The organism is Bradyrhizobium sp. AZCC 1678, from assembly GCF_036924765.1.
GTDB lineage: Bacteria > Pseudomonadota > Alphaproteobacteria > Rhizobiales > Xanthobacteraceae > Bradyrhizobium > Bradyrhizobium algeriense.
The window spans coordinates 7,250,212-7,276,527 of the sequence record NZ_JAZHSE010000001.1 but is presented as its reverse complement, the minus strand read 5'-3'; the positions used below and the strand labels follow the sequence as shown (position 1 = coordinate 7,276,527).

Sequence of the window (26,316 nt, the reverse complement as noted above, 5' to 3'; positions counted from 1 at the left end):
GCTGGCGACATTGGTCGATTGGGTGACTGCGTCAGTCATTGGCTTCTCCCTGCTGCCATTTGCGGCGCGCGAGGCCGAAGTAGCTGAACAATGTCGCGAAAACCAGGAACGGGATCATCGACACCGCGATCGCCGCACCCTCGCCGAGTTCGCCGCCGGCGATGCCGCGCTGGAACGCCAGCGTCGCGAGCAGGTGGGTAGAGTTGACCGGCCCGCCGCGCGTGATGGCGTAAACGAGCTGGAAGTCGGTGAAGGTGAAGATGATCGAGAACGTCATCACGATCGCGAGGATCGGCATCATCATCGGGAAGGTGATGTAACGGAAGCGCTGCCAGGCGCTGGCGCCGTCCAGCATCGCCGCCTCATAGAGCGAGGGCGAGATGGTCTGCAGGCCCGCCAGCAGCGAGATCGCGACAAAGGGGATGCCGCGCCAGATATTCGCCGCGATCAGCGAAAACCGCGCCGGCCACGGTGTCCCGAGGAAATCGATATTGGTGGTTCGGATGTGCAGTACATCCACCAGCAGATAGGAGATGATCGAGAATTGCGGATCGTAGATCCACCAGAACGCCAGCGCCGACAGCACCGTCGGCACGATCCACGGCAGCAGCACGATGGCGCGCAGCAGGCTCTTGAGCGGGAAGTGGTTGTTGAGCAGCAGCGCCAGCCAGAAGCCGAGCGCGAATTTCCCGAAGGTTGCGATCGCCGTGTAGAACACGCTGTAGAACACCGCGCCCCACCACAAGGGATCGGTCCACAGATACTGGAAATTCTCCAGGCCGATAAAGACGCCGCGCTGGCCGATCGTGGTATCGGTGAAGGCGAGCCAGACGCCAAGGCCCAGCGGGTAGGTGAGGAACACCGTCAACAGCCCGATCGCGGGTGCAAGGCACATCACGATCAGGAACGGCTTGTAGTCGAACAGGCGCACGATCCAGCCGGGTTGCCGATGCGTCGCGCGTTGTGATGGTAGAGTCGTTACAGACATCAACAATATCCCGATGGGAGCTACGTCAGAACGTCATTGCGAGCGAAGCGAACCAATCCATGTCTCCATGAAAAGAAAGAGTGGATTGCTTCGTCGCTTCGCTCCTCGCAATGACGCTCCCTTTACCGGGTCTGGCGCCGGAAATATCGCTTGCAGCGTTGCTCCGCCTCTGCGGCCGCGGCCTCCGGCGTCGAGGCGCCGGTCGCAACCGCTGCGCACATTTGTATCAGCACGTAGTCGGCACCGACCGCACCTGTTGCGGTCGAGATCGGCCCCTTGTAGCCGTCGTAGTAAGTGCTCTGCATGGTGTTCTTGAAGATCGAGACCTTGGGATCGCCGGACCAGACCGCAGCGTCGGCATAGGCGGAAAGCGGCTGCGACCAGTAGCCGGAGTTGGCGTTGAGCCAAGGCTCGTATTGTTCCTTTTCCAGCATGAATTGCAGGAATGCTTTTGCGGCATTGGGATACTGGCTGTGCTTGAACAGCATCGCGTTCAGCGTCAGGCCCGCCATCGGCGAGACCTTGGCGACGCCCTTCGGCAACAACTGATGCTCGCTGTCCTCGGCGATCGCCTTGGTCGCCGGATCGTTCTTCAGCGAGAAGTACAGCGAGACGCCGTTGGCGGTCAGCGAAATTTCCTGCGAGGAGTAGGCGCGGTTGTTGCTGACGTCGTTCCACGACGGCGTGCCGGCGATGAAAGTCGGGTACAGTGCTTTGACCCACTTCAGCGCTTCGATAGTCTCCTTGCTGTTGATGACGATGTTACCCTCTTCATCGAGCAGGGAAGCGTTGTGCGACCACAGCGCCCAGTTGGCAAAGCCGTTGCCATCACCCCTGGCATTGCCCAGCGCGAAGCCGGCCGGCTTGCCGGCCTTGTGCAGCTTCTGGCAGAGGTCCACAAATCCGGCACTGTCTTCCGGGATCTTGTCATACCCGATCGATTGCAACACCGACTTGCGGTAGATCAGCGGGCCGGCGGTGGCGCCGAACGGCAATCCGATCCAGGCGTCGCTCTTGTTGCGCTTGCCGTATTTCTGCGCCAGCGGCAGCCAGCCGCCGTAGCGCTTGCCGAGGTAATCGGCGACGTCGGTCAGTTCGACCAGCTTGTCGATATAGATGTGCGGCGCGTCGGAGAAGCCGATGATCACATCGGGGCCGGCGCCGGAGTTCGACGTCACCGCGGTCTGCTGGTTGATGTCCTCCCAGCCGACAAAGTCGACCTTGACCTCGACGCCGGTCTTGTCGGTGAAGGCCTTCGCATTGGCGCGGAACACGTCCTCGTCGGCCTGCACGAAACGCACCGGCCGCAACATGCGCAGAGACGCGCCCTTTTCGATTGCCCACTTCGGGGCCGGAACGTCGGCAGCCTTGATGACGGAGGCGGTCTGGGCCGAGGCGCCGGTCGCAGCCAGCGCGGCAGCCGAGACGCCCAGCGCCAGCGCATCGCGACGCGTGATCTCGTTCTTCATGGTTCTCTCCCCTGTTTCGGTTCCCGGCGTTGAACCGCCGGTGAACGGTCGTTTTATTTAGGCATGATCGCGATCATGCTAGCTGTTCGGGCCGCGGTCCATGCTGACCGGCTGCCATCGCCGCAGCGCAGTATTCTGCAGCACCGACGGATTGACGCAGCTTACCGGCCACATCCCCTGCAGGACCAGTGACAATTCGTAGCCTACGCGGCGCTTGCGCGCCTCGTCAAAACGTGCCGATGCCGACGCCACATGCGCGGTCAGGGTAACGTTTTCCATCGAAAGCATCGGGTTGTTGTGGGACGGCGGCTCCTTTTCCAGCACGTCCAGCGCCGCATGCGCGATCCACCCCTCCTGCAGCGCCTTGATCAGCGATTCCTCGTCCACCGTGGCGCCGCGGCCCGTATTGATGAAGACGGCGGATTTTTTCATCTGGCGGAAATGCTTCTCAGTGAGCATGTGATGGACCTCGGGCCGGGCCGGCGCATGCATCGAGACGAAATCCGATTGCGACAGCACCTCTGTCAGCGTCGCCGGCATCACGCCGTGATCGTACATCAGCGTTTCCTGGATGAACGGATCGTAGGCCATCATGCGCAGGCCAAAGGGCGCCGCGCGCTTGGCGACCGCGCGCGCCACCCGGCCGAACGAGATGAAGCCGAGCGTCTGGCCCATCAGCCGCGGGATCTTCAAAAGCGCCGGCCGGCCCTCCGACCAGCGGCCGGTACGCACCATCTTGTCCTGCTCGACCAGCCGGCGGAACCCAGCGAGAAGCAGCATCATGGCGTGGTCGGCGACCTCCTCGATGAAGGTGTCGGGGATGTTGGTGACGGGAATGCCGCGGGCGGTGGCGGCCTTGACGTCGACTGAATCGACGCCGACGCTGCCGAGCGTGATCACCTTGCAGTTTTCGAGCGCGTCGATGACGGCTTTGGTGATCGGCATGCCCTTGGCGTAGATCGCGTCCGCGGTCTTTGCGGCGGCGATGAATTCCGCCTCGTTGGCCGGCGCCTCGATGATTTCGGCCCCGATCGGATCGAGCGCTTCCTTTTCATAATCGTAGCCGCCGCCGGCGACCGTGAAGCTCGCGCCCTTCGGCGTCAGCACCCTGTATTTCGGCATTTCCTGCTCTCCCGATTTGACTTTTCGGTGTTGGTTTAAGGCGGTGGCATCGCGTCGCCGCCCTGATCTGTTACGCGACCTTTACGCGAGCTGGCCGGTTCTCCGCACAATTCCCGGTTGCCCTTGCAGGCATTATCTTCGCATCGGGACTTTTACGCAGGTGGCGTAACAAAGCGCTAAAGGGTCTCACGATATGGTGCGCCGAATCAATCCGCCAAAACGCGCCTGGCGCCCTTTTCCCGGAGATCCCCCGTGAACCTGACCAACCTGAAGATCACCCCCAAACTCGGTATTTTGGTGGGCGTGACCCTGCTGGGCCTTTGCGCCGCCGGCGCGCTTGCGGGTTATTTGATGCAGCGGGAGATGCTGAACGCGCGGATTGATCAGACCAGGGCGATCGTCGACATGGCGCGCAACATGGCGCTCGGGCTGCAGAAGCAGGTTGAGGCGGGCCAGCTGACCAAAGAAGCGGCGATTGCCGAATTCAGCAAGCGAGGCAATACGCTGACTTTCGACAACGGCTCCGGCTACGTGTTCGCCTATATGATGGATGGAATCACGGTCCTGAACTCAGATCCCAAGCAGATCGGTCAGAACCGCCTCGATGTCGAGACCAACGGCAGAAAGCTCGCGCGCGAGCTCCGCGACGGCGTCGCGGCGAAAGGGGAGGTGACCCTGACGTACGAATTCAAGAAGCCCGGCAAGGAGGAACTGAGCCGCAAGATTTCCTACGCGGTCGCGGTGCCCGGCTGGAACATGTTCGTCGGCACCGGCGCCTATCTCGACGATCTCGACACCAAGATGAAGCCGATCGCCTGGGTGCTCGGGCTCGCCATTCTCGGCATCGCGCTGATTTCAGGCAGCATCGCCTGGATGATCGGCCGCAGCATCAGTAAGCCGCTCGGCGAGCTCGGCGCCCGCATGCAGGAGCTGGCGGACGGCAAGCTGGACGGCGAAATTCCCGGCGCCGGCCGCGGCGACGAGATCGGCGCGATGGCCGCGACCGTCCAGATCTTCAAGGACAATGCGGTGCGTATCCGCGGGCTTGAACAGAAGGAAGCCGAAGTGCAGGCTCGCGCCGAGGCCGAGCGGCGGGCGGCGATGGAAAGCATCGCCAGCGACTTCGAACGCAGCGTGACCGGCATCGTGCGCTCGGTGTCGACGGCGGCCGCCGGCATGCAGACCACCGCGCAGTCCATGACGGCTACCGCCAGCGACGCCAGCGCGCGGGCTGCGACCGTCGGCGCGGCTTCGCAGCGTTCATCCGACAATGTCGGCACGGTCGCATCCGCCGCGGAAGAGCTCTCCAGCTCGGTGACCGAGATTTCCCGTCAGGTGGCGCGCTCCAGCGAGATCGCCAGCAAGGCGGTCAGCGACGCTGAACGCACCAACGCCACCGTCGGCGCGCTCTCGATCGGCGCCGAGAAGATCGGCGAAGTGGTCAAGCTGATCCACTCGATCGCAGCGCAAACCAATTTGCTCGCGCTCAACGCCACCATCGAGGCGGCGCGCGCCGGCGATTCCGGCCGCGGTTTTGCGGTGGTGGCGTCGGAAGTGAAGGCGCTTGCCAACCAGACCGCGAAGGCGACCGAGGAAATCTCCTCGCAGGTCGCGGCCATGCAGGCCTCCACCAGCGAAGCCGTGGCCTCGATCGGCGGCATTACCGAAACCATCGGGCAGATGAGCGAGATCACGGTTTCGATCTCGACCGCCATCGAGCAGCAAGGCGGCGCCACCCGCGAGATTGCCCGCAACATTCAGTCGGTGGCGGCCGGATCGAACGAGATATCCACCCATATCGGCGGTGTCACCACGGCGGCGGCGGCGACCGGCAAGGCGGCCTCCGAGGTGCTGGCGAATGCCCGCGAGCTCGACACCCAGTCCGGCATGCTGCGCAGCGCGGTGGATGAATTCTTGGGCAAGGTGCGGGCGGCGTAGGGCGCGCACTCATCCTCCGGCCCTTCGCGCATCGGCGGTCTGCTTAACGATCAATATGATTTCGACGCGCGCTGCAAGATCGTGGCCACCGGCGAAGGTTTTGCCGGAGCGTTGATGACGTCCTTCGCTCCTGCGATCGTGACCGGTCGGCTAATGGACGGCGGTCCGCCATCCAGCGCTGGCAAGCTAATGGCCGCGTGCAGTCCCTTTTTCTTATTGATCAAGGCGATGTCTCCGCCGTGGTGACGGACAATAGACCGGGCAATGGAAAGGCCGAGGCCTACGCCTCCAGTTTCGCGGTTCCGCGAACTCTCCATCCGGAAAAACGGCGTAAAAACCTGCTCCTTGGCGGTATCGGGAATCCCGGGCCCATCGTCCGAAACGATGATTTCGATACTGTCTGCTCGTCTCTCCACGCTGACGCGCGCCCGCTCGCCATAACGAACGGCATTTTCGACGAGGTTACGGCATGCGCGGCGCAGCGCGTCCGGTCGGCAGCTATAGCTGATCTTCTGTCCCTCGGAGAAAGAGACGTCATGACCGAGTTCGGCAAGATCGTCGCAGAGACTTTCCACGAGAGCTGAGAGGTCTACGGTCCGCGTGTTTTCGGCGGTTGCGTCTTCGCGAGCGAATGCGAGGGTTGCCTCTGTCATCGTCTGGATCTCCGAAATTGTGGAGAGCATTTTCTCGCGGACGTCGTCGTCGGGCACGAATTCTGCGCGCAAACGGAGCGAGGTCAGGGGTGTACGCAGGTCATGGCCGATGGCGGCCAGCATTTTGGTGCGGTCGTCGACGAAACGGTGCAGACGCGCTTGCATGCGATTGAATGCCTCGGCGGTGCGTCGGATATCGTCGGGGCCGGTTTCCGGCAGCGGTACGACCTCCTGACCACGGCCGAGGGCTTCAGCCGCTACGGCGAGCCGGCGCAATGGTTGCGCGATGCCGCGTGCGGCGAATACGGCAATGATCGACAACGACAACGCGGAGAGGCCGAGCGCTAGGGTGGATTTGGAGGTCCAGAAGCCGTCTTGCGCGGGTTTGGCAAATGCAGTGTTCAGCCATGCACCGTTCGCCAGCCGGACGGCCAATCCCATGCCGGTGGCGTCATCGAGATAAAGAAATTTCGCTGGTCGAGACAGCGGCCAGGCTTCCGGCCTTAGATCGATCCATTGCGAGGAGGAGGCGCTGCCACTGCTGGCATTATTTCGGGCGAAATCCGGCCTCGCTTCGGCCGGCACGGTATGGCCGGGAAAGGACACGCGCGGCAATGGCTGAGCCAAACGCTCCCATGCTTCCTCTCGCCACGCGGAGGCATCCTTCAGACCGTTGGCCGATATCCAATATCTCGCCGTACTGGTGTTACTGGCGTTAAGGATATCGGTTTGAAGCGCCGGAGGCGTCGCCTCCAACACTCGGGCGAGCGAAGCGCACCGGCTGAGTATCTCACCCTTGGCGGCCTTCCGAATCGTCTGCCCGTGCTCATCCCACGAAATGAAGAACACGATTGCTTGCGACAGCACGAGGGACAGCAGTGTGAAACAGATGAAACGGGCCGCAAGACTACGCTTCCACAAGTTCATCATGGTTGCTCGACCTGTGCGGCGAGGCTGTATCCACCGCCCCAGTGGGTCTTGATCAATGCTGGTACTTTCGGGTCAGCCTCGATCTTCTTCCGCAAGCGGCTGACTTGATTGTCGATGCTCCTGTCGAATGGATCGGCATCTCGGCCGACCGTCAGATCAAGGAGCTGATTGCGGCTGAGTACCAGGCCCGGATGATCGAGAAATGCGCACAACAGACGGAACTCCGCCGTGCTGAGCGGCACTGCGACGCCGTCGTCGCCCGTCAACTCGCGCCGGTTGACGTCAAAGGTCCATCGATCAAAACGTACAACCTTGGTCGCGAGCCGGCCCTTTTGCGGCGGCAGGCTTTGGACTCGTCGAAGCACCGCTTTGATACGGGCGAGAAGTTCGCGGGGGTTGAATGGCTTGCTCACATAGTCATCGGCACCTACTTCCAGGCCGACGATTCGATCGGTTTCTTCAGCCATCGCAGTCAACAGGATAACGGGAAGGTCCGTGGTGCTGCGCAGATGGCGGCAGACGGACAGTCCGTCTTCGCCCGGCATCATGACGTCAAGAACCACCAGGTCCAGAGCACTTCGCTCGAGCAAACGGCGGAGTGCAACAGCGCTCTCCGCAAGGCTGATGCGGTAGCCATGCTGCATCAAGTACTTGCCGACCAGATCGCGAATATCGCGATGATCATCCACGACGGCGATGTGAGGTGCCGAGTCCATCTAGTTTGCTCCGTCCCGGATCATACTGAAGTCCTGCACCCAACCCATCGGAAAAGTGTATCAGAATGTATCGGTCGCGCATGATCGACCGAAATCAAATGCTTGTGGCTGGCTTCGCTTACAGCGTCGCGGCATCGGATCGGGATCGCAGGATCCCGATGCCGATGCCGGCCGATCCGAGCGGGAACCGGCCTCATGTGCATGATTCCCCGATCTGGCTGAAGCAATTTAGGCACAAGCTGTCGCAGAACGTTGTCCCGGTGAGCCAACTTTGTCGCAAATTGTCGCAGACCCGTATGCCCGCCAAGACTTGATGCAACTTAAGAAACCGCATTGAGAGCAAGGTCATTAAAAAGTAGCAGGAGTGGCCATCACCGAGGCCGCAATTGTCGCGGACCATGCGATGCAGCATTCCTGAGACAGATCGCGACAATTCCCGGCAGCGGTCGGCAAAGTTCTGCGACATCCGGACTTCATCGTGCGCACGCTCAACGAAGCAGGAGTGTTACATGTACGATGCGAGGCACGCCGTTTGCCACGGGGGCGTTTCGGAAATCTCGAAAGGCTCATCGGCCGGGGGCGATGAAGACTACGCTACACCGAAGGGACTGCTTCTTCGCAGAGCCGCAGTGCGGATAAGCTGGCTGCTCGTTTTGGTGTTGCGGAATACCTCGACCTCGACCCCGCCCCTTGATTTGCTGCACAGTGGAGATCGCATGGCTGTTTCTCGCCTCGTGACGGAGGACGACGGTTTGACGTCCGAGCAGAATCCTAAGTTCGTGTGCAGAGTGCCCGCCGTTACTTCTTGCGGGCCATGTCGTGTCAGTCACGAAAGCTCATCCTCGGCCGATCAGCCTGACTGCCGTCGCGTACAAAACGCTCTTCTCCAAGAGCCGACTTGAGGAGAAATCGTCAAGCGCCGAAGGCGGGCGGCCGTAATTGCGTAGCTCAACGGATCAATTGCGAAGCCAGCAACGCTCAACGTTGGCGCGCAAATTTGTCTCAAGCGACAGCGCAAAAATAATCTTTGAAGGTGAACCAGCTCACACCAGAGCCTCCAGCGGCAGGTTCAGTTTGCCGGCTTGGGATAACCCAGATGCACGATCGAGTCACCATCCCCAAGCTAATCGTCGGCGAGCTTCCGGAGCTGAAAGGCAACGCCCGCGACCTGCGAATAGATGCCTGCCGAGGCATCGCGCTGTGGTGGATATTTCTCGACCATGTCCCCAACAACATCGGAAGTTGGCTGACGCTGCGGAACTACGGCTTCGGCGATGCTGCGGAAATATTCATGTTCGTCTCGGGCGTAACCTGCGCGCTGGCCTACGGCAAGGCATGGCGCTGCGAGGGCTGGACCGCAGTGATCCGCCGGACGCTGCGGCGAAGCTTTGACATTTATGTCGCATTTCTGCTGCTCACGCTCGCCTGCGCCATCCTGGTTCACCTCACAGGCGGCGGGCGCCTCGCTGACGAGAGCAATACGCGCATTCTATTGGACCATCCGGGCGCGACGCTCGCGCACGCGGCGATACTGCAATACCGTCCGGTCAACACCGACGTGTTGCCGATCTTCGTGCTTCTTCATCTCTTGTTCGCGCCGTTGCTGTGGCTGCTGCTGCGACTGCCGAACGTGACGCTTGGCGCGTCGCTGGCGCTTTATGTGCTGGTGCATGTCTTCGGCTGGACCGTCCCGGCGTGGCCGAGCGGCCATTGGGCCTTCAATCCGCTGGCCTGGCAGCTGCTCGTTGTGCTTGGCGCGTGGTGGATGCTCGAGGAAAAGAGAGTCCGGCCGTGGGTCACCTCACGCACGGTGCTTGGACTTGCGGTCCTGTATCTGCTCTTCAGCCTGGTCATCGCCTTGAGCTGGCGCATCAAGCCGCTGGAAGCCCTGATCCCGCAGGCGCTGGCGAAGCTGCACCCGTTGGATAAATCGAATCTCGATCCATTGCGATTGCTGCATTTTTTGGCCATAGCGGTCTTGACAGCATGGTTCGTGCCTCGCAATTGGCGAGGGCTGACGACGCCGGTGATGCGCGGCGCGATCTGCTGTGGCCAGAACTCGCTGCCAATCTTTTGCCTCGGCGTTCTGCTGGCGTTCGCCGGCCACATGGCGCTGTTCGACATCTCGGACGGGCTTGCGATGCAGATAGCGGTGAGTCTCGTTGGCATTGCGGCGATGATCGCGACCGCAACGCTGCTGAACCTGGTTAGCATCAAGCCCAGGCAGCAATAGTTTAGCGAACACTGCGATCAGCGAGAATATCAATGAAAGACGAAGAATGCCGTCATCGCCGAGATCGCCGCCAGGCTGCGGCGCTGATGGCATTTAGTTTGTGCGCTCGCGCCATTGCAGCAGCTTACCTTGTCCTATGCTGCTGCGACCGTGGGGACGTAGCAGTCCTCTGGATCGGGCTGCGGTTCAGCGATGGCAACCGATCGGGAAATTACGCCGTTCGTTTTCGTCCGATCGCCTCGAACTGCGCCTTCTGCTCGTCGCTTAACGTAGCATAGAAGCCCTCGAGCGCGGCGCTCACCAGATAGACCGCTTGCTGCATGTCAACGAGCCGCACGTCCACTGCGTCGAGGCGAGCGGATGGTGTGATCGCGTCTCTCGGCTGGCATTCGGCGGTCAGGATGTCGACAGCCCTGGCATTGGCGTCCTGCAGCACTTTAAGAGCCGCGCGTTGAGTATCGTTCGGTCGTAGCCTGGCCTCGATCTCGTCCGCCGGCCATTGCAACACGGCTGGTTGTTGCGCCGCGCCGCAACCTTGGGCAGGCGCTTCCGTGGCCCTGCTTGCGGCGGACGTCCTGCGTCGATCCTCGGCGAGTGCATTGAGACGTGCTTCCTGTTCGTCTTCCAGCAGGTCATGGAATTTCCCCAGCGGCTGCCGCACGGCTAACACTGCCTCGATCATCGCCCCGATGCGCTGGTGCATGACGGTCAACCGGCCCGGTGCCGTGAACGGCGTCTGCGTCAGACACGACGCCCGAATCCTCTGGGCGGCCGAGATCCATGCGTTGGCAAGATCGTCCAAAGCGGCGCGCTGCGCCTCATTCGGCTGTATCGCCTGCTGAATCTGATTGATGGGGAGGTCGGCAATTTCGCGGCTGTCATCGCCGCAGAACTGCTGTAGCGGAGGGACTCTGCGATGTCTTCGGCCGCGTGGGCTCGGTCCCGTATAGGCGGCGAGATCATCACGGCCGTAAGGCGCAAAGATCGCGGCATAGATGTCAGGATAACCGTAGTCCCAGAAGCCGATGCCGTCCTCCCAGATGGCGTAGTCGTAGATATCGTAAATGGCGAATGGCCAAAACAGCGGCCCGACCCATCCATATCCGCCGTCGCCGTGCCGCCACCACCCCTTCGCGGTTTGACCGCCATGCCAACCCGCCAACGCTGCAGCCGCGACGATTTGCCTGCGCACCGCCGGGTTGCGAAGCCCCGATTCCATGGCGTTGCGCACGTTTTGCGATTTGAGGGAAGCCGTTCGGATTTGGCCGTGACGAGCAAGGGCACGACCGTGATGTACTCCCCCTAGTGACAATACGCGGGCTACCGCGAATCTTGCGACCCCAAGGGGACCGATGCCAAGACGCACTCCGGCCAGGGCCGGACTCGACAGCAGGGTTGCCAGAACGACAACGGCGATTCCAATGCGGGTCTTCGACATGGCACTCTCCCGCGCCAAGCCTTATCGCGTCACTTTGGATGACGCGGAGAGGAACCGAAAGTTCCCTGCATTTGCCATACAGACCAAGGCATCGCGCTGAAAGCCAGCGATAACCAGATCACCTCCGGTCCTCCCCGATGGGCGGACATTCTCAGAGTCCGTCGGCATGTCTCAAGGTGCCAATTTCGGAAGTGAACGCACTCATTCGATCGCCTCGTCAGCGCGAGGCTAGCAGCGAAGGCGGAATGGTGAACCCGACTTCCCGGACATGCGCGTCACTCACCTCGATGCGACCGAGCATCCCGGGACCGTCCGACAGTACAAGATCATGCCCCTTGGAATCGTTATGACCGGTGAACTGGCTTATACTGGGAGCGTCAGCGAAACTGTCCAACCAGACCGGACATGACGCGTGAATTCAGCCCAACCGCGAGGGAGAGTCCGATGAAATCGCTCTTACTGCTCACGGCGAGCGGTCCGCTGCTCATTCTCACGTCGCACGATTTCCTTACACGATCCGAAGTTGCTCGAGGAGATCAAGCACAAAGGAATTGGCAAGTTCGTAGCATTTGAGGCCCGCACCCGCAGGGTGGGAAAAAGGCGCCCTTGCGCCGTGCCTACCATCCATCAACGGCTCGCAACGTAAAAGGTGGGCACGCTTCGCTTTGCCCACCTTACGCAGTGCGGTCCCGTCCTACTGCTTCTCGATCCCCGCTTCCGTGATCAGCTTCTCCCACACCTTGAGCTGGTCCTTCACAAAGGCGTCGAACTCTTCCGGCGTACCGGAAAACGCCTCCATGCCGCGCTCGGCGAGCTGGCTCTTGATGTCGGGCCGTTCGATTACCTTGCGGATTTCCGCGTTCAACCTGGTGACCACGTCCTTCGGCATGTTGGCCGGGCCGAAATAACCCTGCCATGAGGTGATGTCGAAACCCTTCACCGTGGCGTCCATGGTAGGCAGATGCGGCAGCAGCGCCGAGGGCTTTTTGGTCGTAACCGCAAGCGCCTTCAGCGCCTTGGCGTTGACGTGGGGCAGGCCGGTCGGGACATCGATGAACATCATCGAGACGCGGCCGGCGATCAAATCGGTCAGCGCAGGTGGCGAGCTCTTGTAGGGGACGTGGAGCAGATCGATCCCGGCGAGGCGGGCGAACGTGGCGCCCGACACGATCGCCGACGAGCTGCCGCTGGCGTAGGAGTATTTGCCCGGCTCCTTCTTGGCGAGCGCGATCAGTTCGGCCACCGAATTGGCCGGGACGTCCGGATGGATCACCAGCATGAACGGCAGGTCGCCGGTCCGCGCGATCGGCGTGAAATCCTTGACCGGATCGTAGGTCATGTTCTTCAGCAGATACGGATTGGCCGAATGCGACGTATTCGTCGTCACGAACAGCGTGTAGCCGTCGGGCGCGGAGCGGGCGACATGGCTCGCCGCGATCGAGCCGTTGGCGCCCGCCTTGTTCTCGATCACCATGCTGACGCCGAGGGCTGTACCGAGTTCTTTCCCGATCAGGCGCGTCGTGGTGTCGGTGCCGCTGCCGGCGGCGAACGGCAGCACCAGCGTGATGTTGCGGTTCGGGTAGGGCGCCTGCGCGGAAGCCGTGGCGATCATCGCCAGCATCAGGGGAGCCGCTGCGGCGACGTGCCGGTACCGTTTCCATAACGCGAACATATCGTTGTTTCCTCAAGTTATTTTTATGTTGAATTGGCCGGCAAGCTAGCCTGCCCGGATCGAAAGGGGAAGCCGGTACGGCGCCACGCCGCAGGCCGGCTCAAGTCTTCTTCGCCGAGGCCCGCCTGGAAGCGATCACGACGCCGGCCAGCACCAGCACATAGCCCGCCAGATGGAATATCCGCAATTGTTCGCCGAGCAGCAGGATCGCCATCGCCGAGCCGAATACCGGCACCAGATGAAAGAACGGCGCGGCACGGTTCGGCCCGATCAGCGCCAGCCCGCGGTTGAAGAACAGATAGGCCAGCGTCGAGGGAAAGATCACGGCATAGCCCAGCGTCGCCATCGAAATGAAGTCGAACTTCAGCGTGGCGCCGGTCGAGAATTCCCAGATCGAGAACGGCACCAGCATCAGCGCGCCGCAACAGGTGGTGAACGAAATCAGCGACAGCGCGTGCGTCACCGGCCGGCGCGGGATCAGCGCCGAATACAGCCCGAACGACACCAGTGAACTGGCAAACATCAGGTCGCCGCGGTTGAAGCTGATGCTGGCGAGTGCGCCAAAATCGCCGCGCAGGATGATGATCAGGACGCCGGCGAGCGAGATGGTGATGCCGGCGAGCTGTGCGCCGGTCAGGCGGATGCCGAACAGCGCCAGCGACCACAACGCGACAAACAGCGGTCCGGCCGACTGGATCAACAGCGCGTTCAGCGCCTCGGTGTATTGCAGGGCCCAGTAGGAGATCGCGTTGTTGTAGGCGAATCCGACCAATGACAGAAACAGCATCATCGGCAGATGCGCGCGCAGCACCCGCCAGTCCTGCTTCAGGTGCGGCCAGGCAAAGGGCAGCAGGATCAGAAAGGTGCCGATCCAGCGGACGCAGGACAGCGTCAAGGGCGGCACATGGCCGGCAACATGGCGCGCCAGCACGATGTTGCCCGCCCAGAACAGCGAGGTCAGGCTCAGCAACAGATAAGGCTGGTTGTTCAGCCACCTGAGAGGATGAAGAGCAGGCGGCGCTGGTGCGGGCTGGGTCATGGTCGCGAGTCGAGATAGGCCGGATTTTCCGCCACACGACAAGTCCCATGCGTGCAATGCTACAATGTCCTGTGCATTGTCTTTGCGCTTTTGTTGACCTGCGAGGTGCCGATCGATGGGCGTGGATTTGTTGAATGTCAGGGGTCTTGAGGAATTGGACCACGACGGGCCGGTGGTGATGGTGAACCTGATGCGGTTTCGCGAGCGTTCGCTCGACGGTGACGGATCGGGATGGGACGCCTATCTGCGCTATAGCGCGCTCACGGTGCCGATGATCAAGGCGCGCGGCGGCACGCTGCTGTGGACCGGCGACGCCAAGGCGGTCGCGCTCGGGCAGCAGGACGGCAATCAGTGGGATTATCTGGCGCTGGTGTATTATCCCACGGTGACCGCCTTCATCGACATGATGACGTCGAAAGATTACGAGCAGCGCTGCGACCCGCACCGCACCAATGGCTGCGCGGAGCATGTGATCATCGCGACGGAGGAAGCCTACAGCAAGTTCAAGATCCCGTAGCCGGGACTTCGCTGCGCTCCATCCGGGCTACGGCGCTAGCGCGACAGCGGATCGACCGCCGCGCGGCAGGCCGTTTGTGCCAGATGGCAGACCTCGCTGGTCGGCCGCCCGCGGTTCAGCATCGCAAACATCGGATAGCTCGTCAGCGCAAAGATCATGTCGACGGCGTTCTCGCGCGCGCGGCGCGATGCGGTCTTCGCGGCGATGCGTCCGACCAGCATCCTGACCAGCTTGCGCCGCCGCTCGTTGCGTTCGAGCAGCGCCTCTGCAAATTCGGGATCGGTCGCCATCGCCTCGTGGAGGCGGCCAATGGCGGGGTCCCTGGCCCAGAAGCCGCAGAAGATCTCGACCACGCGATCCAGCGCCAGCAACGGCTCCGGCATCGCCATGGCATCGGCGATTTCATGAAGCCCGCCCCGGCGGGCGATGTCGTCGAACACTGCCTCGAGCAAGCCGCGCCGTGATCCGAACTGATTGTAGACGGTAAGCCGCGTCACGCCGGCCGCCTTCGCCACCGTGTCCAGCGAAAACCGCGCGATGCTCGCATCCTCGCGCAGCAATTTCGCCGCGGCTTCGATGACGCGATCGCGCTTCTCCGCCGCGGCTTCTGACCGCACGGAACTCACATAGGCGCGCTTTTTCATTCACTCGCCATCCTTTTGACGAATTGACTATACAGTACGTATATCTAATTTCAACATCCGATCCGGAGCTAGCCCCATGCAGATTCCCCTCATCATAGCCCTGTCCCTTCACGTATTGTCATCGGTGTTCTGGGCAGGATCGAGCTTTACGCTGGCGCGAACCGGTGGCGCCGGCGGCGAGCAGTTGCTTGGTCCGCAGATGGGCGCTGCTGTTGTCACGATACTGACCGGCGCCTATCTCGGACACTCCGTTCATGCCGGCATGTTCGGTACGGCCGAGCAAATCCTGGCTGTGGGCGCACTCGCCGCGCTGCTTGCCGCCACCGTCCAGGGCGCGATCGGCGGTCGCGCGATCCGAAGCTTGCGCAATGGCAAGGCCGATGCGGCAGATGCGCGCTCGCGCATCGCTACCGCCCAGCGCGTCGCGGCCTTGTTGCTGGCGGTGACGGCGGTGTGCATGGGTGCAGCGCGTTATGCGTGAGCCTGACTTGGCTTCCATCCGCGGGCAGGGCGTGCCACGACCCGTTGAGGTGAAAGCCTTTTCGGTCTCTAGAACTTCCGCACCAGGTCCGGCGTGATCTCGCTTATCGAGCGAATACCAAGCAGCGCCAGGTCGCGGTCGATCTCGGCTTTCAGCAGCGCGATCGCGCGCTGCACGCCGGCTTCGCCGCCGGCGATCGCGGCATAGAGGAAGGGACGGCCGACCCAGACGAAATGCGCGCCGAGCGCGAGCGCCTTGATCACATCGGTGCCGCGGCGGATGCCGCCGTCGACCATGATTGTCACACCCTTTGCTTCAGCCGCGATCTCCGGCAGCGTGCGCAGGCCCGACATCGTGTAGTCGAGCTGGCGGCCGCCATGGTTGGACAGCATCACGCCGTCGACGCCGCTTTCGCGCGCGATGCGCGCATCCGCCGGCGAGACCAGTCCCTTGACGACGAGCTTGCCCTTCCAGCGTTTGCGGATCAGCTCGACATGCTTCCAGGCGAGCTGGTCGCGGGCGCCGATATTGCGCATCAGGTTTTTCGCCAGCACCGGCGGGCCGCGTTTGGCATCCATGTTTTCGAAATGCGGCATGCCGAAATTCATCATGGTGCGCGCCCAGGTGCCGAACAGCCAGTGCGGATGGGTGACCGTGTCCCAGAACACGCGCGGCGTGATCGCGAGCGGCACCTGAAAGCCGTTGCGGATGTTGTTCTCGCGGTTCGGCGGCACCGGCACATCGGCGGTGACGACGAAGGTATCGTAGCCGGCGGCTGCAACGCGATCGACCAGCGGTTCGATCCGCTCCGGCAACCCTGCCAGATAGGCCTGATACCACGCGGCCTGATTGGCGGCGCGCACATCCTCCAGCGTGATCAGCGACGAGGCGCTGAGGATCATCGGCACGTTTTCGGCTTTCGCCGCCTTCGTCAGCACGATGTCGCCGCGATAGGCTGACAGCGCCGACGAGCCCATCGGCGGAATGCCAAACGGCGAGGCGTAGGTCTTGCCGAACAGCATGGTGGTCTGGTCGCGGCCGGAGACGTCGTTGAGCACGCGCGGTACGAAACCGTATTCGTCGAGGGCCTTGCGGTTGTCGCGCATGGCCGCGTCGGTCTCTGCGCCGCCGGAGATGTAGCCGTAGAGGAATTTTGGAATCCGGCGCCGTGCGACAGGCTCGAAATCGTCGAGCGCGAGATATTTTTGTAAAGCGCGCGGGACCGCGCTCTCGGTGCGGGTCACGGTCGCGGGCGGCGCGGTCACAGCGGTGGATTTGTCGAGCACGTCGGGCGTTCCGTTATTTCTGGTATTGATTCAAGCTATCGTCTGGCGGGCGAGGCGGGGGGCCTGCTGCCGTACTTGCTATTGTTGATGGATTGGCTGATTTCGCCAAACATTTTTCGCGTGTCCGCCATCAGCGTCCCGGATTTCTTGTCAAAACTTTCGATCAGCTCGCGCATCGAGATCACGGTCGGAAGCAATTCGCCGCCATATTTGTCGCTGGCGAGGCTGCCGAAGAAATCCTTGGTCTTGGTCAGCGCGCCGTCGACGGCGTTGACGCCGTTTTCGGCGGTCGCGATGATGCTGGTGATCTTCTCGCCGTCACCGGTCAGCGAGGCCGTGAAGGTCTCGAAATTCCGCAGCGTATCCTTGATCGCCACCTCATTGTCGGCAATCACCCGGTCGACGTTGCGCAGCGCCACCCGGATTTTTTCCTGGGTGTTGAGCGTCCCGTCCCGATCGGCGGTCAGCTCGGGAATGCCGTCCAGGCCCTTTGGCGGCGGCGGCGCCTCATCGGAGCCGCCGGTGAAGGAGATCGCGGCGATACCCGTCAGCCCCTGAAATTCGAGGCCGACTTGCGTGTCGCTTTTCACCGGCGTGTTGCCGTCGATCATGGCCAGCGCCACGACGCGGCGCGGATGGTCGAGCTTGAGCGACACTACCTCGCCGACCCGGATGCCGGCGAAGTTCACGCTGCCGCCCTTGCGCAGGCCGGACGCCGAACCTTCGAAGATCACCCGGAACGGCACCTTCTGCTTGGCGCTGACGAACTTCTGGTAGCCGAGAAACCCGCCCAGCGATCCCCCGATCAGGGCCAGGACGAGCGTGCCGATCAACAGATTGCTGGCGCGAACCTTCATCGAATGCCTTAAGCGAAACACGCTTCAGGAGTAGCGGATCTGGCAGATAAAGTCACCGCGGATGCATGCGCTGCCAGCGTTTCCGTGGCGGGCGGCGTGATCGCCGTTCACGTCATCAGCCCCGGCAAGGCCGCCGCCAGCGCGTCGACCGCAAGACGAACCTTCAGAGGCAAATAAGGTGCCTGCAGCCAAAGCGCATAGCCGTCGTACAGGAAACCGGTTTGATTGGGCAGTAACGGCACAAGGGCGCCTGCCTGAATCCGTTCGCGAACCAGCCAATAGGGTAGCCACGCAACTCCCATCCCCGCAGCCGCAGCATCGGCGATGGCGTCGAGATCGTCGAGCCGGAAGCGGCTGACCGGCATGAGCTGCATCGGAGGCTGATCGTCGCGCGGAAACAGCCAGGGGCTCGCATGACCGGAACGGCCATAGAGGATGGCTTGATGTTTGCCTATATCCTCGATCTCTCGCGGGGTTCCGTGAGTCGCCAGATAGGATGGCGAGGCGCAGACAATCATGCGCTGGCGCGCGATGCGACGGGCGATCAATCCGGCCTTGTCCTGCAGCGTGCCGGTGCGGATTGCGAGGTCGAAGCCGCCGTCAGAAAGCTCGGTGAGAGAATCGCTGAAAGACAGATCGAGCTCGAGTTGGGGATGCCGCCCCGCCAACTCCAGCAACACCGGAGCAACGCAGCGGCGGCCGAACAGCACGGGCATAGTGACCCGCAGCTTGCCGCGCGGCTCGGAAAGTTGTTCGGCCGCGAGTGCGTCCGCGGCCTCGGCTTCAGCGAGCACTGATCGGCACCGATCATAGTAGGCGCGGCCGAACTCGGTCAGGCTCTGACGGCGCGTGGTGCGGTTGATAAGGCGAACCCCCAGACGTTGTTCGAGAAACCGGACGTGCTTGCCGACCATGGGTCCAGACAGATCGAGCGCATCCGCCGCGGCCGCGAACGAGCCGAGGTCGGCGGCTTTGACGAATACGGCCATGCTGGAAAGACGATCCATAATTCAAAACCATTAGTTTCGACTGTCCTGCTTGGGAAGGGATTTATTGCTCCAGTGAAGCTTGGCATTACCTATTCAGCTCAATTGTTTTGGAGTTTGTCGAATGGTTCGCGTCGTCCGTTTTCATCAGCATGGGGGTCCCGAGGTGCTGCGCATCGAGAATATCGATGTGCCACCGCCCGCTCCGGGCGAGGTGCAAATCCGCGTTCGGGCGTTGGGGCTCAACCGTGCCGAAGTGCTGCTCCGTTCCGGCTCTTATATCGAGACGCCGACATTACCTTCCGGGCTTGGCCTGGAAGCAGCCGGCATCGTCGAAGCGGTCGGTGCAGGCGTCGACAGCTTCGCGCTGGGCGATGCCGTCAGCGTGGTGCCTCCGCTATCGATGGTCCGGTGGCCCGCCTATGGCGAGCTGGCGAGCTTCCCTGCCGAACTCGTCGTCCAGCACCCGCGTTCGCTCAGCTTTGAGGCGGCGGCAGCGATCTGGATGCCAACCGTCACCGCCTATGGCGCACTGATCGAGATCGCCACGCTGCGGCGGGAGGATTTCGTGGTCATTACGGCGGCATCCAGCAGTGTCGGACTTGCCGCCATTCAGATTGCCAACCAGACCGGCGCGACTGCGATCGCGGTCACGCGGACGTCCCGTAAAAAGCGGGCCTTGCTAGGGTTCGGTGCCGCGCATGTAATCGCTTCAGCGGAAGAGAATCTGGAAGTGCGGCTGAAGGAAATCGCCGGCCCCACGGGCGTTCGGGTCGTGTTCGATGCGGTTGGAGGCCCGATCTTTGAGCCTCTGACGGCGGCGATGTCGACAGGCGGCATCCTCATCGAGTATGGCGGCCTGAGTTCGGAGCCGACACCTTTTCCGCTGTTCAATGTGCTGAGCAAGCGCCTGACGCTGCGCGGCTACCTCATGCACGAGATCGTCGGCGACCCGGCGCGGCTTGAAGCCGCCAAGGCGTTCGTGCTCGCGGGGCTGAAGTCGGGTTCGCTACAGCCGGTAATCGCAAAGACCTTTTCGTTTGATCAGATCGTGGAGGCGCATCGATTTCTCGAGTCCAACGAACAGTTCGGCAAGATTGTCGTGACGCTTTGAGCTCAGCCCGTCTTCGGTTTTCGCGACGCCACGAATACCCCGGCCAGCACCAGCGCGAAGCCGATGAAGTGAAACGCCTGCGGGTGCTCGCCGAGGAAGACGATCGACATGATGGTTCCGAACACCGGCACCACGTGGAAGAACGGTGCGGCGCGATTGGCGCCGATCAGCTGCACGCCGCGATTGTAGCAGAGATAGGCGATCGTCGAGGGAAACAGCGCGACATAGAACAGCGTCAGCAGATTGGCCGTATCGATCTGCATCGGCGGTCGCGCGAACAGTTCCCAGATGAACAGCGGGATCAGGCAGGCCGCGCCGGCGCCGAAGGTGAAGGCGACGAACGACAGGTCGTGGATATCGGGGCGTTTCAGCGACAGCACCGAATAGATCCCGAAGATCGCCAGCGCCACGATGAAGATCAGGTCGCCGATGTTGAAGTCGATGCCGGACAGCTTGGTGAGGTCGCCATGCATCAGGATGATCAGCACGCCGGCCATCGACAGCATCACGCCCGCCGCCTGCGCCAGCGTCAGCCGCACCCCAAGTAGCAGCAGCGACCACACCGCGACCACCAGCGGGCCGGCCGACTGCAACAACAGCGTGTTCAGCGCCTGGGTGTGCTCGAGCGCCCAGTATTGCAGGGTATTGAACGCGCCGATGCCGGTGATCGAGAGCAGGATCATGATGCCGAGGCGGCTCCGGATCGCGGCCCAGTCGCGGACCAGATGCCTCCAGGCGAACGGCAGGATGATCAGGAATGCGAACGACCAGCGCAGGAACGAAAGCGTCACCGGAGCGATATGGCCGGCGGCCATGCGCCCGACAATGGCGTTGCCGGCCCAGCACAGCGCGGTGATGCTGAGCAGCAGATAAGGCTGGTTGGCGAGCCAGTTCCCGGATCGGGCGGATGAAGTCTGTTCGGAAGCCGACATTTCAGGATAAGGCCCGGTTCATGGCGCCGCGGCCCGCCCGGCCGACGTCGCCGGGCCGGAAATGTGGCCCGGCCCCCGCCACAGACACGGATTTGCGGTGCTCATCAATGGTGCAGGATGCATCGCGACCATGCAGCCGCCTAGACTGTCCCCCTGTCTGTTCCTTGCCCGTTGTTTGGGGTTGCCAGCGGGTACGCGATTATGCAATCAAAACACGATTGATTCATGCGACCCAACCCTGGTTTGTTTTCCGGGCGCATGGCGTGGGTTATTCCGGGTTTAATTTCAGTACAGGGCGTTCGTTCGATCGCTGGGACCACGGTTTTGCAGGCGGCGGCTGCGCAGCAGCTTCGTCTGTCCGTGAGGCGAATTTCTAGAGATGATGGGTTATTCCTTTGAACAAGCCAATGTCGGCCGAAGAAGCCGAAGCCGAAACACGTCACCAGTTTGCCGTTCGCGCCAATTCTATACTGGCGTTCATCGAATGCGATGAGGAGCAGCGCCCGAAACTGCGCAGGGCCATCATCGAGGCGATGCTATGGGCGCAGACGCAGCCACAACTCTCCACGTAGGGCCCCGCCGGAGCCGGGGGCGCTCACGCCACCAGTGCGCGCGCGATCGCGCCCGCAGCCTTCACGGCGTCCTGGGGAGCGAGTTCGACCTGCAAGCCGCGCTGGCCGCCATTGAGGAACACGCTCGCATGGCCGAGCGCCGCTTCCTCGATCGCGACCGGCACGCGCTTCTTCTGCCCGAACGGCGAGATGCCGCCGACATGGTAGCCGGTCAGCCGTTCGGCATCCGCCGGCCGCATCATCTTGGCCGCCTTGGCGGCGAAGGCGCTCGCAAGCTTTTTCATGCTGACTTCGCAGTCCGACGGCACCACGGCGCCGGCTTGCCGTCGACCTCGGCCATCAGCGTCTTGAGCACGCGCGTCGGCGGCACGCCGAGCGCTTCCGCCGCCTGCAGCCCGATGCTCGCCGCATCCGGGTCGTAGTCGTAGGCATGCAGGGTGAATTTCACGCCCAGCTTTTCCAGCGCCTGCGTTGCACGGGTGGTTTTCGACATGGCCTTTCCGTCATTGCCGGATGTTAATGGGTCTCTCGCCCGGTGGTCAGGAATTTTACGGGGATATCAATGGGTTGGAGCCGTTCTAAGGCCCCCCTAAAACTGCCTTCTTGCTTGCCTAGAGCACCCGCTTCCTTTATCCGGTGGGGCTGCCTCGCATGCGAACGGCCCCGGCCGTGATTTTGGCTGGGCAGGCTAGCGCATGATCCGGAAATGTGGAGACCGGTTTTCCGGAAGGGTCATGCTGGGACCATCAGATTTGCAGGGAACACTTTAGAAATGGCCAACGTTGTCGTCGTCGGCGCCCAATGGGGCGACGAAGGGAAGGGCAAGATCGTCGACTGGTTGTCGGAGCAGGCCGATATCGTCGTGCGCTTCCAGGGCGGCCACAATGCCGGCCATACGCTTGTCATCAATGGCGAGACCTACAAGCTGGCGCTCCTGCCGTCCGGCGTGTTGCGCCCTTCGAAGCTCGCCGTGATCGGCAATGGCGTCGTGTTCGATCCGCAGGCCTTCCTCGATGAAGTTGCAAAGCTGAAGGGCCAGGGCGTCGCCATCAGCCCGGAAAACCTGCGCGTCGCCGAGAACGTCACGCTGATTCTGCCGCTGCACCGCGATCTCGACGCCTTGCGGGAATCTTCCAATGCGGTCACCGCGATCGGCACAACGCGTCGCGGCATCGGCCCCGCCTATGAAGACAAGGTGGGCCGCCGCGCCATCCGCCTGATGGACCTCGCCGACCTCGACACGCTGCCGCACAAGATCGACCGCCTGCTGGCGCATCACAACGCGCTGCGCCGCGGGCTCAATCTGGAGGAGATCGACGGCGGCGGCATCCTGAAAGAGCTCACCGCGCTGGCGCCAAAACTGCTGCCCTACGCCGAGACCGTGTGGCGGCTACTTGACATCAAACGCCGCGAGGGCAAGCGCATCCTGTTCGAGGGCGCGCAAGGCGCGCTGCTCGACGTCGACCATGGCACGTACCCTTACGTCACCTCGTCCAACACGGTGGCGGCGCAGGCGGCGACCGGCACCGGCATGGGGCCGGCCTCGGTTGGTTACGTGCTTGGCATCTGCAAGGCCTACACGACCCGCGTGGGGCTGGGACCGTTCCCGACCGAGCAGGACAACGACATCGGCCGCAAGATCGGCGAACGCGGCCGCGAGTTCGGCACCAATACCGGCCGTCCACGCCGCTGCGGCTGGTTCGATGCCATGCTGGTGCGCCAGACCGTCCGCACCTGCGGCATCACCGGGCTCGCACTTACAAAACTCGACATTCTCGACGGCTTCGACACCATCGAGGTCTGCACCGGCTACATGCTGGACGGCAAGGAGATCGACCATCTGCCGGCGGGCGAGGGCGCCCAGGCCCGGGTGGTTCCGATCTACGAGACCATCGAGGGCTGGAAGGAGCCCACCGCCAACGCCCGCTCTTGGGCAGATCTGCCGGCCCAGGCCATTAAATATGTCCGCCGGGTCGAGGAACTCGTGGGTTGTCCCATCGCATTGCTTTCCACCAGCCCCGAACGCGAGGATACTATTCTGGTACAGAACCCGTTCGAGGCTTAACGGGATGTTACCGCCAAGGCTCCAATATCGACCTGCAGTATTGAAGAGAAATGGCTGATTATTACCCGCTGATCGCACGTGCTATCGCCGGCCTGGACCCCAATGCTCCAGGCGAGAGCCGCCGTGCGCTTTATGAGCGGGCTCGCACCGCGCTGATCGCGCAGTTGCGCAGCGTTCAGCCGCCGCTTTCCGAATCCGAAATCACCCGCGAACGGCTGTCGCTGGAAGAGGCCGTGCGCAAGGTCGAATCGGAAGCTGCCCAACGCGCCCGCGAGGCAAGCCGGCCCGGCGGCGGCGGTGGCGCCGCGCGCGGCGGCGATGCTTTCCGCCGCGCCAATGCCCGGCCGCCGGAATCCGCAGGCCCTCCGGGCGCGCCGCCCGGAGCGATGCGCCAGCGTCCGCCTTCTCCTCCTTCGCGCGAGGCCCGTCCGCCGCTTGGCCAGGATGAGCAACGCCCGCCGCGCAATCTGCGCGCCGATGCGCCGCCGCCCGGCGCGCCGCGTCCGCAGCCGCCGCAGATTCCGATGCAGGACGCCGGCCCGCCGGCGCGTGGCGGCGGCCCTCGCCGCGGTCCCGAAAACGGCCTGCCGCCGCCACCGCCACCGCCCGGCATGCGCGGCTTCCGCGACATCGCCGCCGACGCCGACGATCTCGGCCGCGCCGCGGCCCAGGCCAACCGCGCCGCGCGAAAAACCTATGCCAACGTGCCGTCGCCCTCGCCGGAATTCGACCGGCTCGAGCCGAGCATGGAAAACCGCGGCGCCGATCCCGACGCGCCCTATTCGTATGACGAATCGCTGGAGGAGGCCGACCGTTACGCGCCGCAGCCGCCGCAAATGCCGCCGCCGCGTGAGCGTTCGCGGCTGTCGCAGGATCGCGACCGCGAGCCGAAGAAACAGCGCGCACGGTCGGCGGCGGTGTTTCCGTTCAAGAGCGCGATTGCGGTCGGTATCGTGCTCATTCTGGTCGGCGCCGGCATCCTGTGGGGCAAATCGGCCGTCACGGCCGTGGGCGGCCTGTTCAAATCCTCCACTGTGGTGGAAGCGCCGAAGGATCCGGCCGCACCCCAGTCGCGCCCAAAAATTCCCGATCGCGTCGGCCAGCCGTCGCCAGGCGAGAACGTCGCGCCGGTGGCGCAGCGCGTCGTGCTGTATGACGAGGACCCGTCAGATCCCAAGGGCAAGCAATATGTCGGCTCGGTGATCTGGCGCACCGAACCGATCAAGGCGAGCGGCAACCAGAAGCCGGATGTCGCCGTGCGCGCCGACATCGAGATTCCCGACCGCAAGTTCAAGATGACGATGTCGTTCCGCCGCAATACCGACAGTTCGCTGCCGGCGAGCCACACCGCGGAATTGACCTTCATCCTGCCGCAGGATTTCTCCGGCGGAGGCGTCGGCAACGTGCCGGGCATTTTGATGAAGTCCAATGAGCAGGCGCGCGGCACGCCGCTGGCAGGCCTCGCCGTCAAAGTCACCGACGGCTTCTTCCTGGTCGGCCTCTCCAACGTCGATTCCGACCGCGCCCGCAATTTGCAGCTCCTGAAGGAGCGCTCCTGGTTCGACGTTCCGCTGGTCTATGTCAACCAGCGCCGCGCCATCATCGCGATCGAAAAGGGCTCCCCCGGCGAACGCGCGTTCAACGACGCGTTCGCGATGTGGGGGGAGTAGCTGGAGCGCAGCGGATGCGCTCTCAGGCCTGAGCTGATCTCCGTTGAGCCAGGAGATCGATCGTTAAATCGATCGCTGCGCGGGTAGCGAAAGAGTCCAGCAGGAAGACAGCCTCAGCATTGCACATCATCCGGCTAAGGCCGTTCGCGTTCGTCTTCGAGCGCAGCGGCCGGTTACTCGGCGGTGGCGGCTCGCCTCCGTGCGGCGTGCTCGCGGTCCATCACCGCACGACAGCCCGGACTGACCTGCGCGCGGTGCCTGACCATGCAGGCGGTGATTCGCTGGACGTTGGGGACTTCATGGCCGCATAGCCGCATGGCGTCGCCGGTGCACATCTGCTGCGCCTCCGAGAAGGCGAGGGTCGGGCGTGCGAAAAGCGCCGTCGCCGCGAGGGCGATGGCGAAGAGAGGTGCGATCCTGCTTGTACGGTGGAAAGTCATCGATGCGATCCCCAAGGTTGCGCGCGCGGTGCTGGCCGCTGTTCATTGGGGGCGCTGCACGCGGCTTGCGCTGCCGCACACGTCATCCATCACCCGGGAGTCACCCGGTGTGGTTGCTCGAATTCTGCCGATGTTCGAATCAAAAGTGCTGCGCCGCCCCACCGCGAATTATGCGCCAATGCTGCGAAGCTGCAATGGCTCGCGTCAACACTTTCCTAACTGTTGCGTGCACGACACGTCGAACGAAGCGCAGATGCGCGACAACGCGGTTTTCGAGGAAGGAACAGATGCGGGCCCGCTACCCCACCCTTCCATGGAACGGCTTCCCTGACCCTGCGATCCCACGGACCTCCGGAGGCGGATGTTGCCCGGCCCGGCGGGCCCCAGCCGGCCGGGCTCGCCTTCCACGCCACAAAACTTAGTACAAATGCGGATAATCCCGGGTTCGAAACAACCACCCGTTAGGGAAGCCCGGGTACGATCGGTGGCTATTGCTCGCACCCGGCTCGTTGCTTTCGTTGGAGTGAAAAGGCTGCCGACACTGGCCTTTCGAA

22 protein-coding genes and 1 pseudogene are annotated in these 26,316 nt (G+C 62.8%); 9 read left to right on the top strand and 14 right to left on the bottom strand.

Features of this window, described 5'->3' with window-relative positions; translation table 11 throughout:
• Positions 1–31: 31 nt before the first annotated feature.
• The 3 genes from V1294_RS34610 to V1294_RS34600 form a co-directional block, all read right to left on the bottom strand.
• Positions 32–988 carry a carbohydrate ABC transporter permease gene (locus tag V1294_RS34610; RefSeq protein ID WP_334503607.1) on the bottom strand — a complete coding sequence of 319 codons (957 nt, stop codon included), beginning with the start codon at positions 986–988 and terminating at the stop codon, positions 32–34.
• 122 nt (positions 989–1,110) lie between these two features.
• Positions 1,111–2,457, bottom strand: a complete 1,347-nt coding sequence (locus V1294_RS34605) for an ABC transporter substrate-binding protein (RefSeq protein ID WP_334485009.1) — start codon at positions 2,455–2,457, stop codon at positions 1,111–1,113.
• A gap of 78 nt (positions 2,458–2,535) precedes the next feature.
• A complete protein-coding gene (locus tag V1294_RS34600; RefSeq protein WP_334485007.1) occupies positions 2,536–3,579 on the bottom strand; it encodes a C-terminal binding protein in 1,044 nt (347 codons plus the stop codon).
• Positions 3,580–3,831: 252 nt separating this feature from the next.
• Here V1294_RS34600 and V1294_RS34595 point away from each other — a divergent pair, with 252 nt between their 5' ends.
• Complete coding sequence (locus V1294_RS34595; protein WP_334503605.1) at positions 3,832–5,517, top strand: methyl-accepting chemotaxis protein; 1,686 nt, start codon at positions 3,832–3,834, stop codon at positions 5,515–5,517.
• Between the two features lie 50 nt (positions 5,518–5,567).
• Here V1294_RS34595 and V1294_RS34590 read toward each other — a convergent pair whose 3' ends face one another.
• Together V1294_RS34590 and V1294_RS34585 are read right to left on the bottom strand one after the other, a co-directional pair.
• On the bottom strand, positions 5,568–7,097 hold the full coding sequence (locus V1294_RS34590) for a sensor histidine kinase (RefSeq protein ID WP_334503603.1): 1,530 nt from the start codon (positions 7,095–7,097) through the stop codon (positions 5,568–5,570).
• A complete protein-coding gene (locus tag V1294_RS34585) occupies positions 7,097–7,816 on the bottom strand; it encodes a response regulator (protein WP_334485001.1) in 720 nt (239 codons plus the stop codon). Before V1294_RS34585 ends, V1294_RS34590 begins: the two co-directional genes overlap by 1 nt.
• A 1,096-nt stretch (positions 7,817–8,912) precedes the next feature.
• Between V1294_RS34585 and V1294_RS34580 the strand changes: the two genes are divergently transcribed.
• The gene (locus tag V1294_RS34580) at positions 8,913–10,049 is read left to right on the top strand and encodes an OpgC domain-containing protein (protein ID WP_334503601.1); all 1,137 of its coding nucleotides are present in this window, start codon (positions 8,913–8,915) and stop codon (positions 10,047–10,049) included.
• Between the two features lie 211 nt (positions 10,050–10,260).
• Here V1294_RS34580 and V1294_RS34575 read toward each other — a convergent pair whose 3' ends face one another.
• From V1294_RS34575 to V1294_RS34565, 3 genes are all read right to left on the bottom strand, one after another.
• Positions 10,261–11,487, bottom strand: coding sequence for a Spy/CpxP family protein refolding chaperone (locus V1294_RS34575; RefSeq protein ID WP_334503599.1), 1,227 nt, complete (start codon positions 11,485–11,487; stop codon positions 10,261–10,263).
• A 694-nt stretch (positions 11,488–12,181) separates the two neighbouring features.
• Positions 12,182–13,108, bottom strand: coding sequence for a Bug family tripartite tricarboxylate transporter substrate binding protein (locus V1294_RS34570; protein WP_334489940.1), 927 nt, complete (start codon positions 13,106–13,108; stop codon positions 12,182–12,184).
• A 151-nt stretch (positions 13,109–13,259) separates the two neighbouring features.
• Positions 13,260–14,198: a DMT family transporter gene (locus V1294_RS34565; RefSeq protein WP_334503597.1), complete on the bottom strand. Its 939-nt coding sequence runs from the start codon at positions 14,196–14,198 to the stop codon at positions 13,260–13,262.
• 115 nt (positions 14,199–14,313) lie between these two features.
• Here V1294_RS34565 and V1294_RS34560 point away from each other — a divergent pair, with 115 nt between their 5' ends.
• Complete coding sequence (locus V1294_RS34560; protein WP_334503596.1) at positions 14,314–14,715, top strand: DUF1330 domain-containing protein; 402 nt, start codon at positions 14,314–14,316, stop codon at positions 14,713–14,715.
• A 35-nt stretch (positions 14,716–14,750) separates the two neighbouring features.
• Here the strand turns inward: V1294_RS34560 and V1294_RS34555 are convergent, their stop codons facing one another.
• Positions 14,751–15,359: a TetR/AcrR family transcriptional regulator gene (locus V1294_RS34555; protein WP_334503595.1), complete on the bottom strand. Its 609-nt coding sequence runs from the start codon at positions 15,357–15,359 to the stop codon at positions 14,751–14,753.
• 76 nt (positions 15,360–15,435) lie between these two features.
• On the opposite strand from V1294_RS34555, the gene V1294_RS34550 reads away from it, so the two are divergent.
• Positions 15,436–15,840 carry a hypothetical protein gene (locus tag V1294_RS34550; RefSeq protein WP_334503593.1) on the top strand — a complete coding sequence of 135 codons (405 nt, stop codon included), beginning with the start codon at positions 15,436–15,438 and terminating at the stop codon, positions 15,838–15,840.
• A 68-nt stretch (positions 15,841–15,908) separates the two neighbouring features.
• Here V1294_RS34550 and V1294_RS34545 read toward each other — a convergent pair whose 3' ends face one another.
• The 3 genes from V1294_RS34545 to V1294_RS34535 form a co-directional block, all read right to left on the bottom strand.
• Positions 15,909–17,084 carry an alpha-hydroxy acid oxidase gene (locus V1294_RS34545; protein WP_442895473.1) on the bottom strand — a complete coding sequence of 392 codons (1,176 nt, stop codon included), beginning with the start codon at positions 17,082–17,084 and terminating at the stop codon, positions 15,909–15,911.
• Positions 17,085–17,161: 77 nt separating this feature from the next.
• A complete protein-coding gene (locus tag V1294_RS34540) occupies positions 17,162–17,983 on the bottom strand; it encodes an MlaD family protein (protein WP_334503589.1) in 822 nt (273 codons plus the stop codon).
• Between the two features lie 107 nt (positions 17,984–18,090).
• Complete coding sequence (locus V1294_RS34535; RefSeq protein ID WP_334484981.1) at positions 18,091–18,990, bottom strand: LysR family transcriptional regulator; 900 nt, start codon at positions 18,988–18,990, stop codon at positions 18,091–18,093.
• Positions 18,991–19,093: 103 nt separating this feature from the next.
• On the opposite strand from V1294_RS34535, the gene V1294_RS34530 reads away from it, so the two are divergent.
• Entirely contained in the window at positions 19,094–20,083 is a 990-nt protein-coding gene (locus V1294_RS34530) for a zinc-dependent alcohol dehydrogenase family protein (RefSeq protein ID WP_334503587.1), read from the top strand.
• Between the two features lie 2 nt (positions 20,084–20,085).
• Here V1294_RS34530 and V1294_RS34525 read toward each other — a convergent pair whose 3' ends face one another.
• The gene (locus V1294_RS34525; protein ID WP_334503585.1) at positions 20,086–21,015 is read right to left on the bottom strand and encodes a DMT family transporter; all 930 of its coding nucleotides are present in this window, start codon (positions 21,013–21,015) and stop codon (positions 20,086–20,088) included.
• Between the two features lie 407 nt (positions 21,016–21,422).
• Here V1294_RS34525 and V1294_RS34520 point away from each other — a divergent pair, with 407 nt between their 5' ends.
• On the top strand, positions 21,423–21,587 hold the full coding sequence (locus tag V1294_RS34520) for a hypothetical protein (protein ID WP_334484977.1): 165 nt from the start codon (positions 21,423–21,425) through the stop codon (positions 21,585–21,587).
• Between the two features lie 23 nt (positions 21,588–21,610).
• On the opposite strand, the pseudogene ybaK reads toward V1294_RS34520, so the two are convergent.
• Positions 21,611–22,080: pseudogene (gene ybaK, locus V1294_RS34515) on the bottom strand (Cys-tRNA(Pro) deacylase).
• Positions 22,081–22,359: 279 nt separating this feature from the next.
• Between ybaK and V1294_RS34510 the strand changes: the two are divergent.
• The 3 genes from V1294_RS34510 (at position 22,360) to V1294_RS34500 (ending at position 26,093) form a co-directional block, all read left to right on the top strand.
• Positions 22,360–23,652, top strand: coding sequence for an adenylosuccinate synthase (locus V1294_RS34510; RefSeq protein WP_334503583.1), 1,293 nt, complete (start codon positions 22,360–22,362; stop codon positions 23,650–23,652).
• A gap of 50 nt (positions 23,653–23,702) precedes the next feature.
• A complete protein-coding gene (locus tag V1294_RS34505) occupies positions 23,703–25,322 on the top strand; it encodes a hypothetical protein (RefSeq protein ID WP_334503581.1) in 1,620 nt (539 codons plus the stop codon).
• A 264-nt stretch (positions 25,323–25,586) separates the two neighbouring features.
• Positions 25,587–26,093: a hypothetical protein gene (locus V1294_RS34500; RefSeq protein WP_334503579.1), complete on the top strand. Its 507-nt coding sequence runs from the start codon at positions 25,587–25,589 to the stop codon at positions 26,091–26,093.
• The last annotated feature ends 223 nt before the right edge of the window (positions 26,094–26,316 follow it).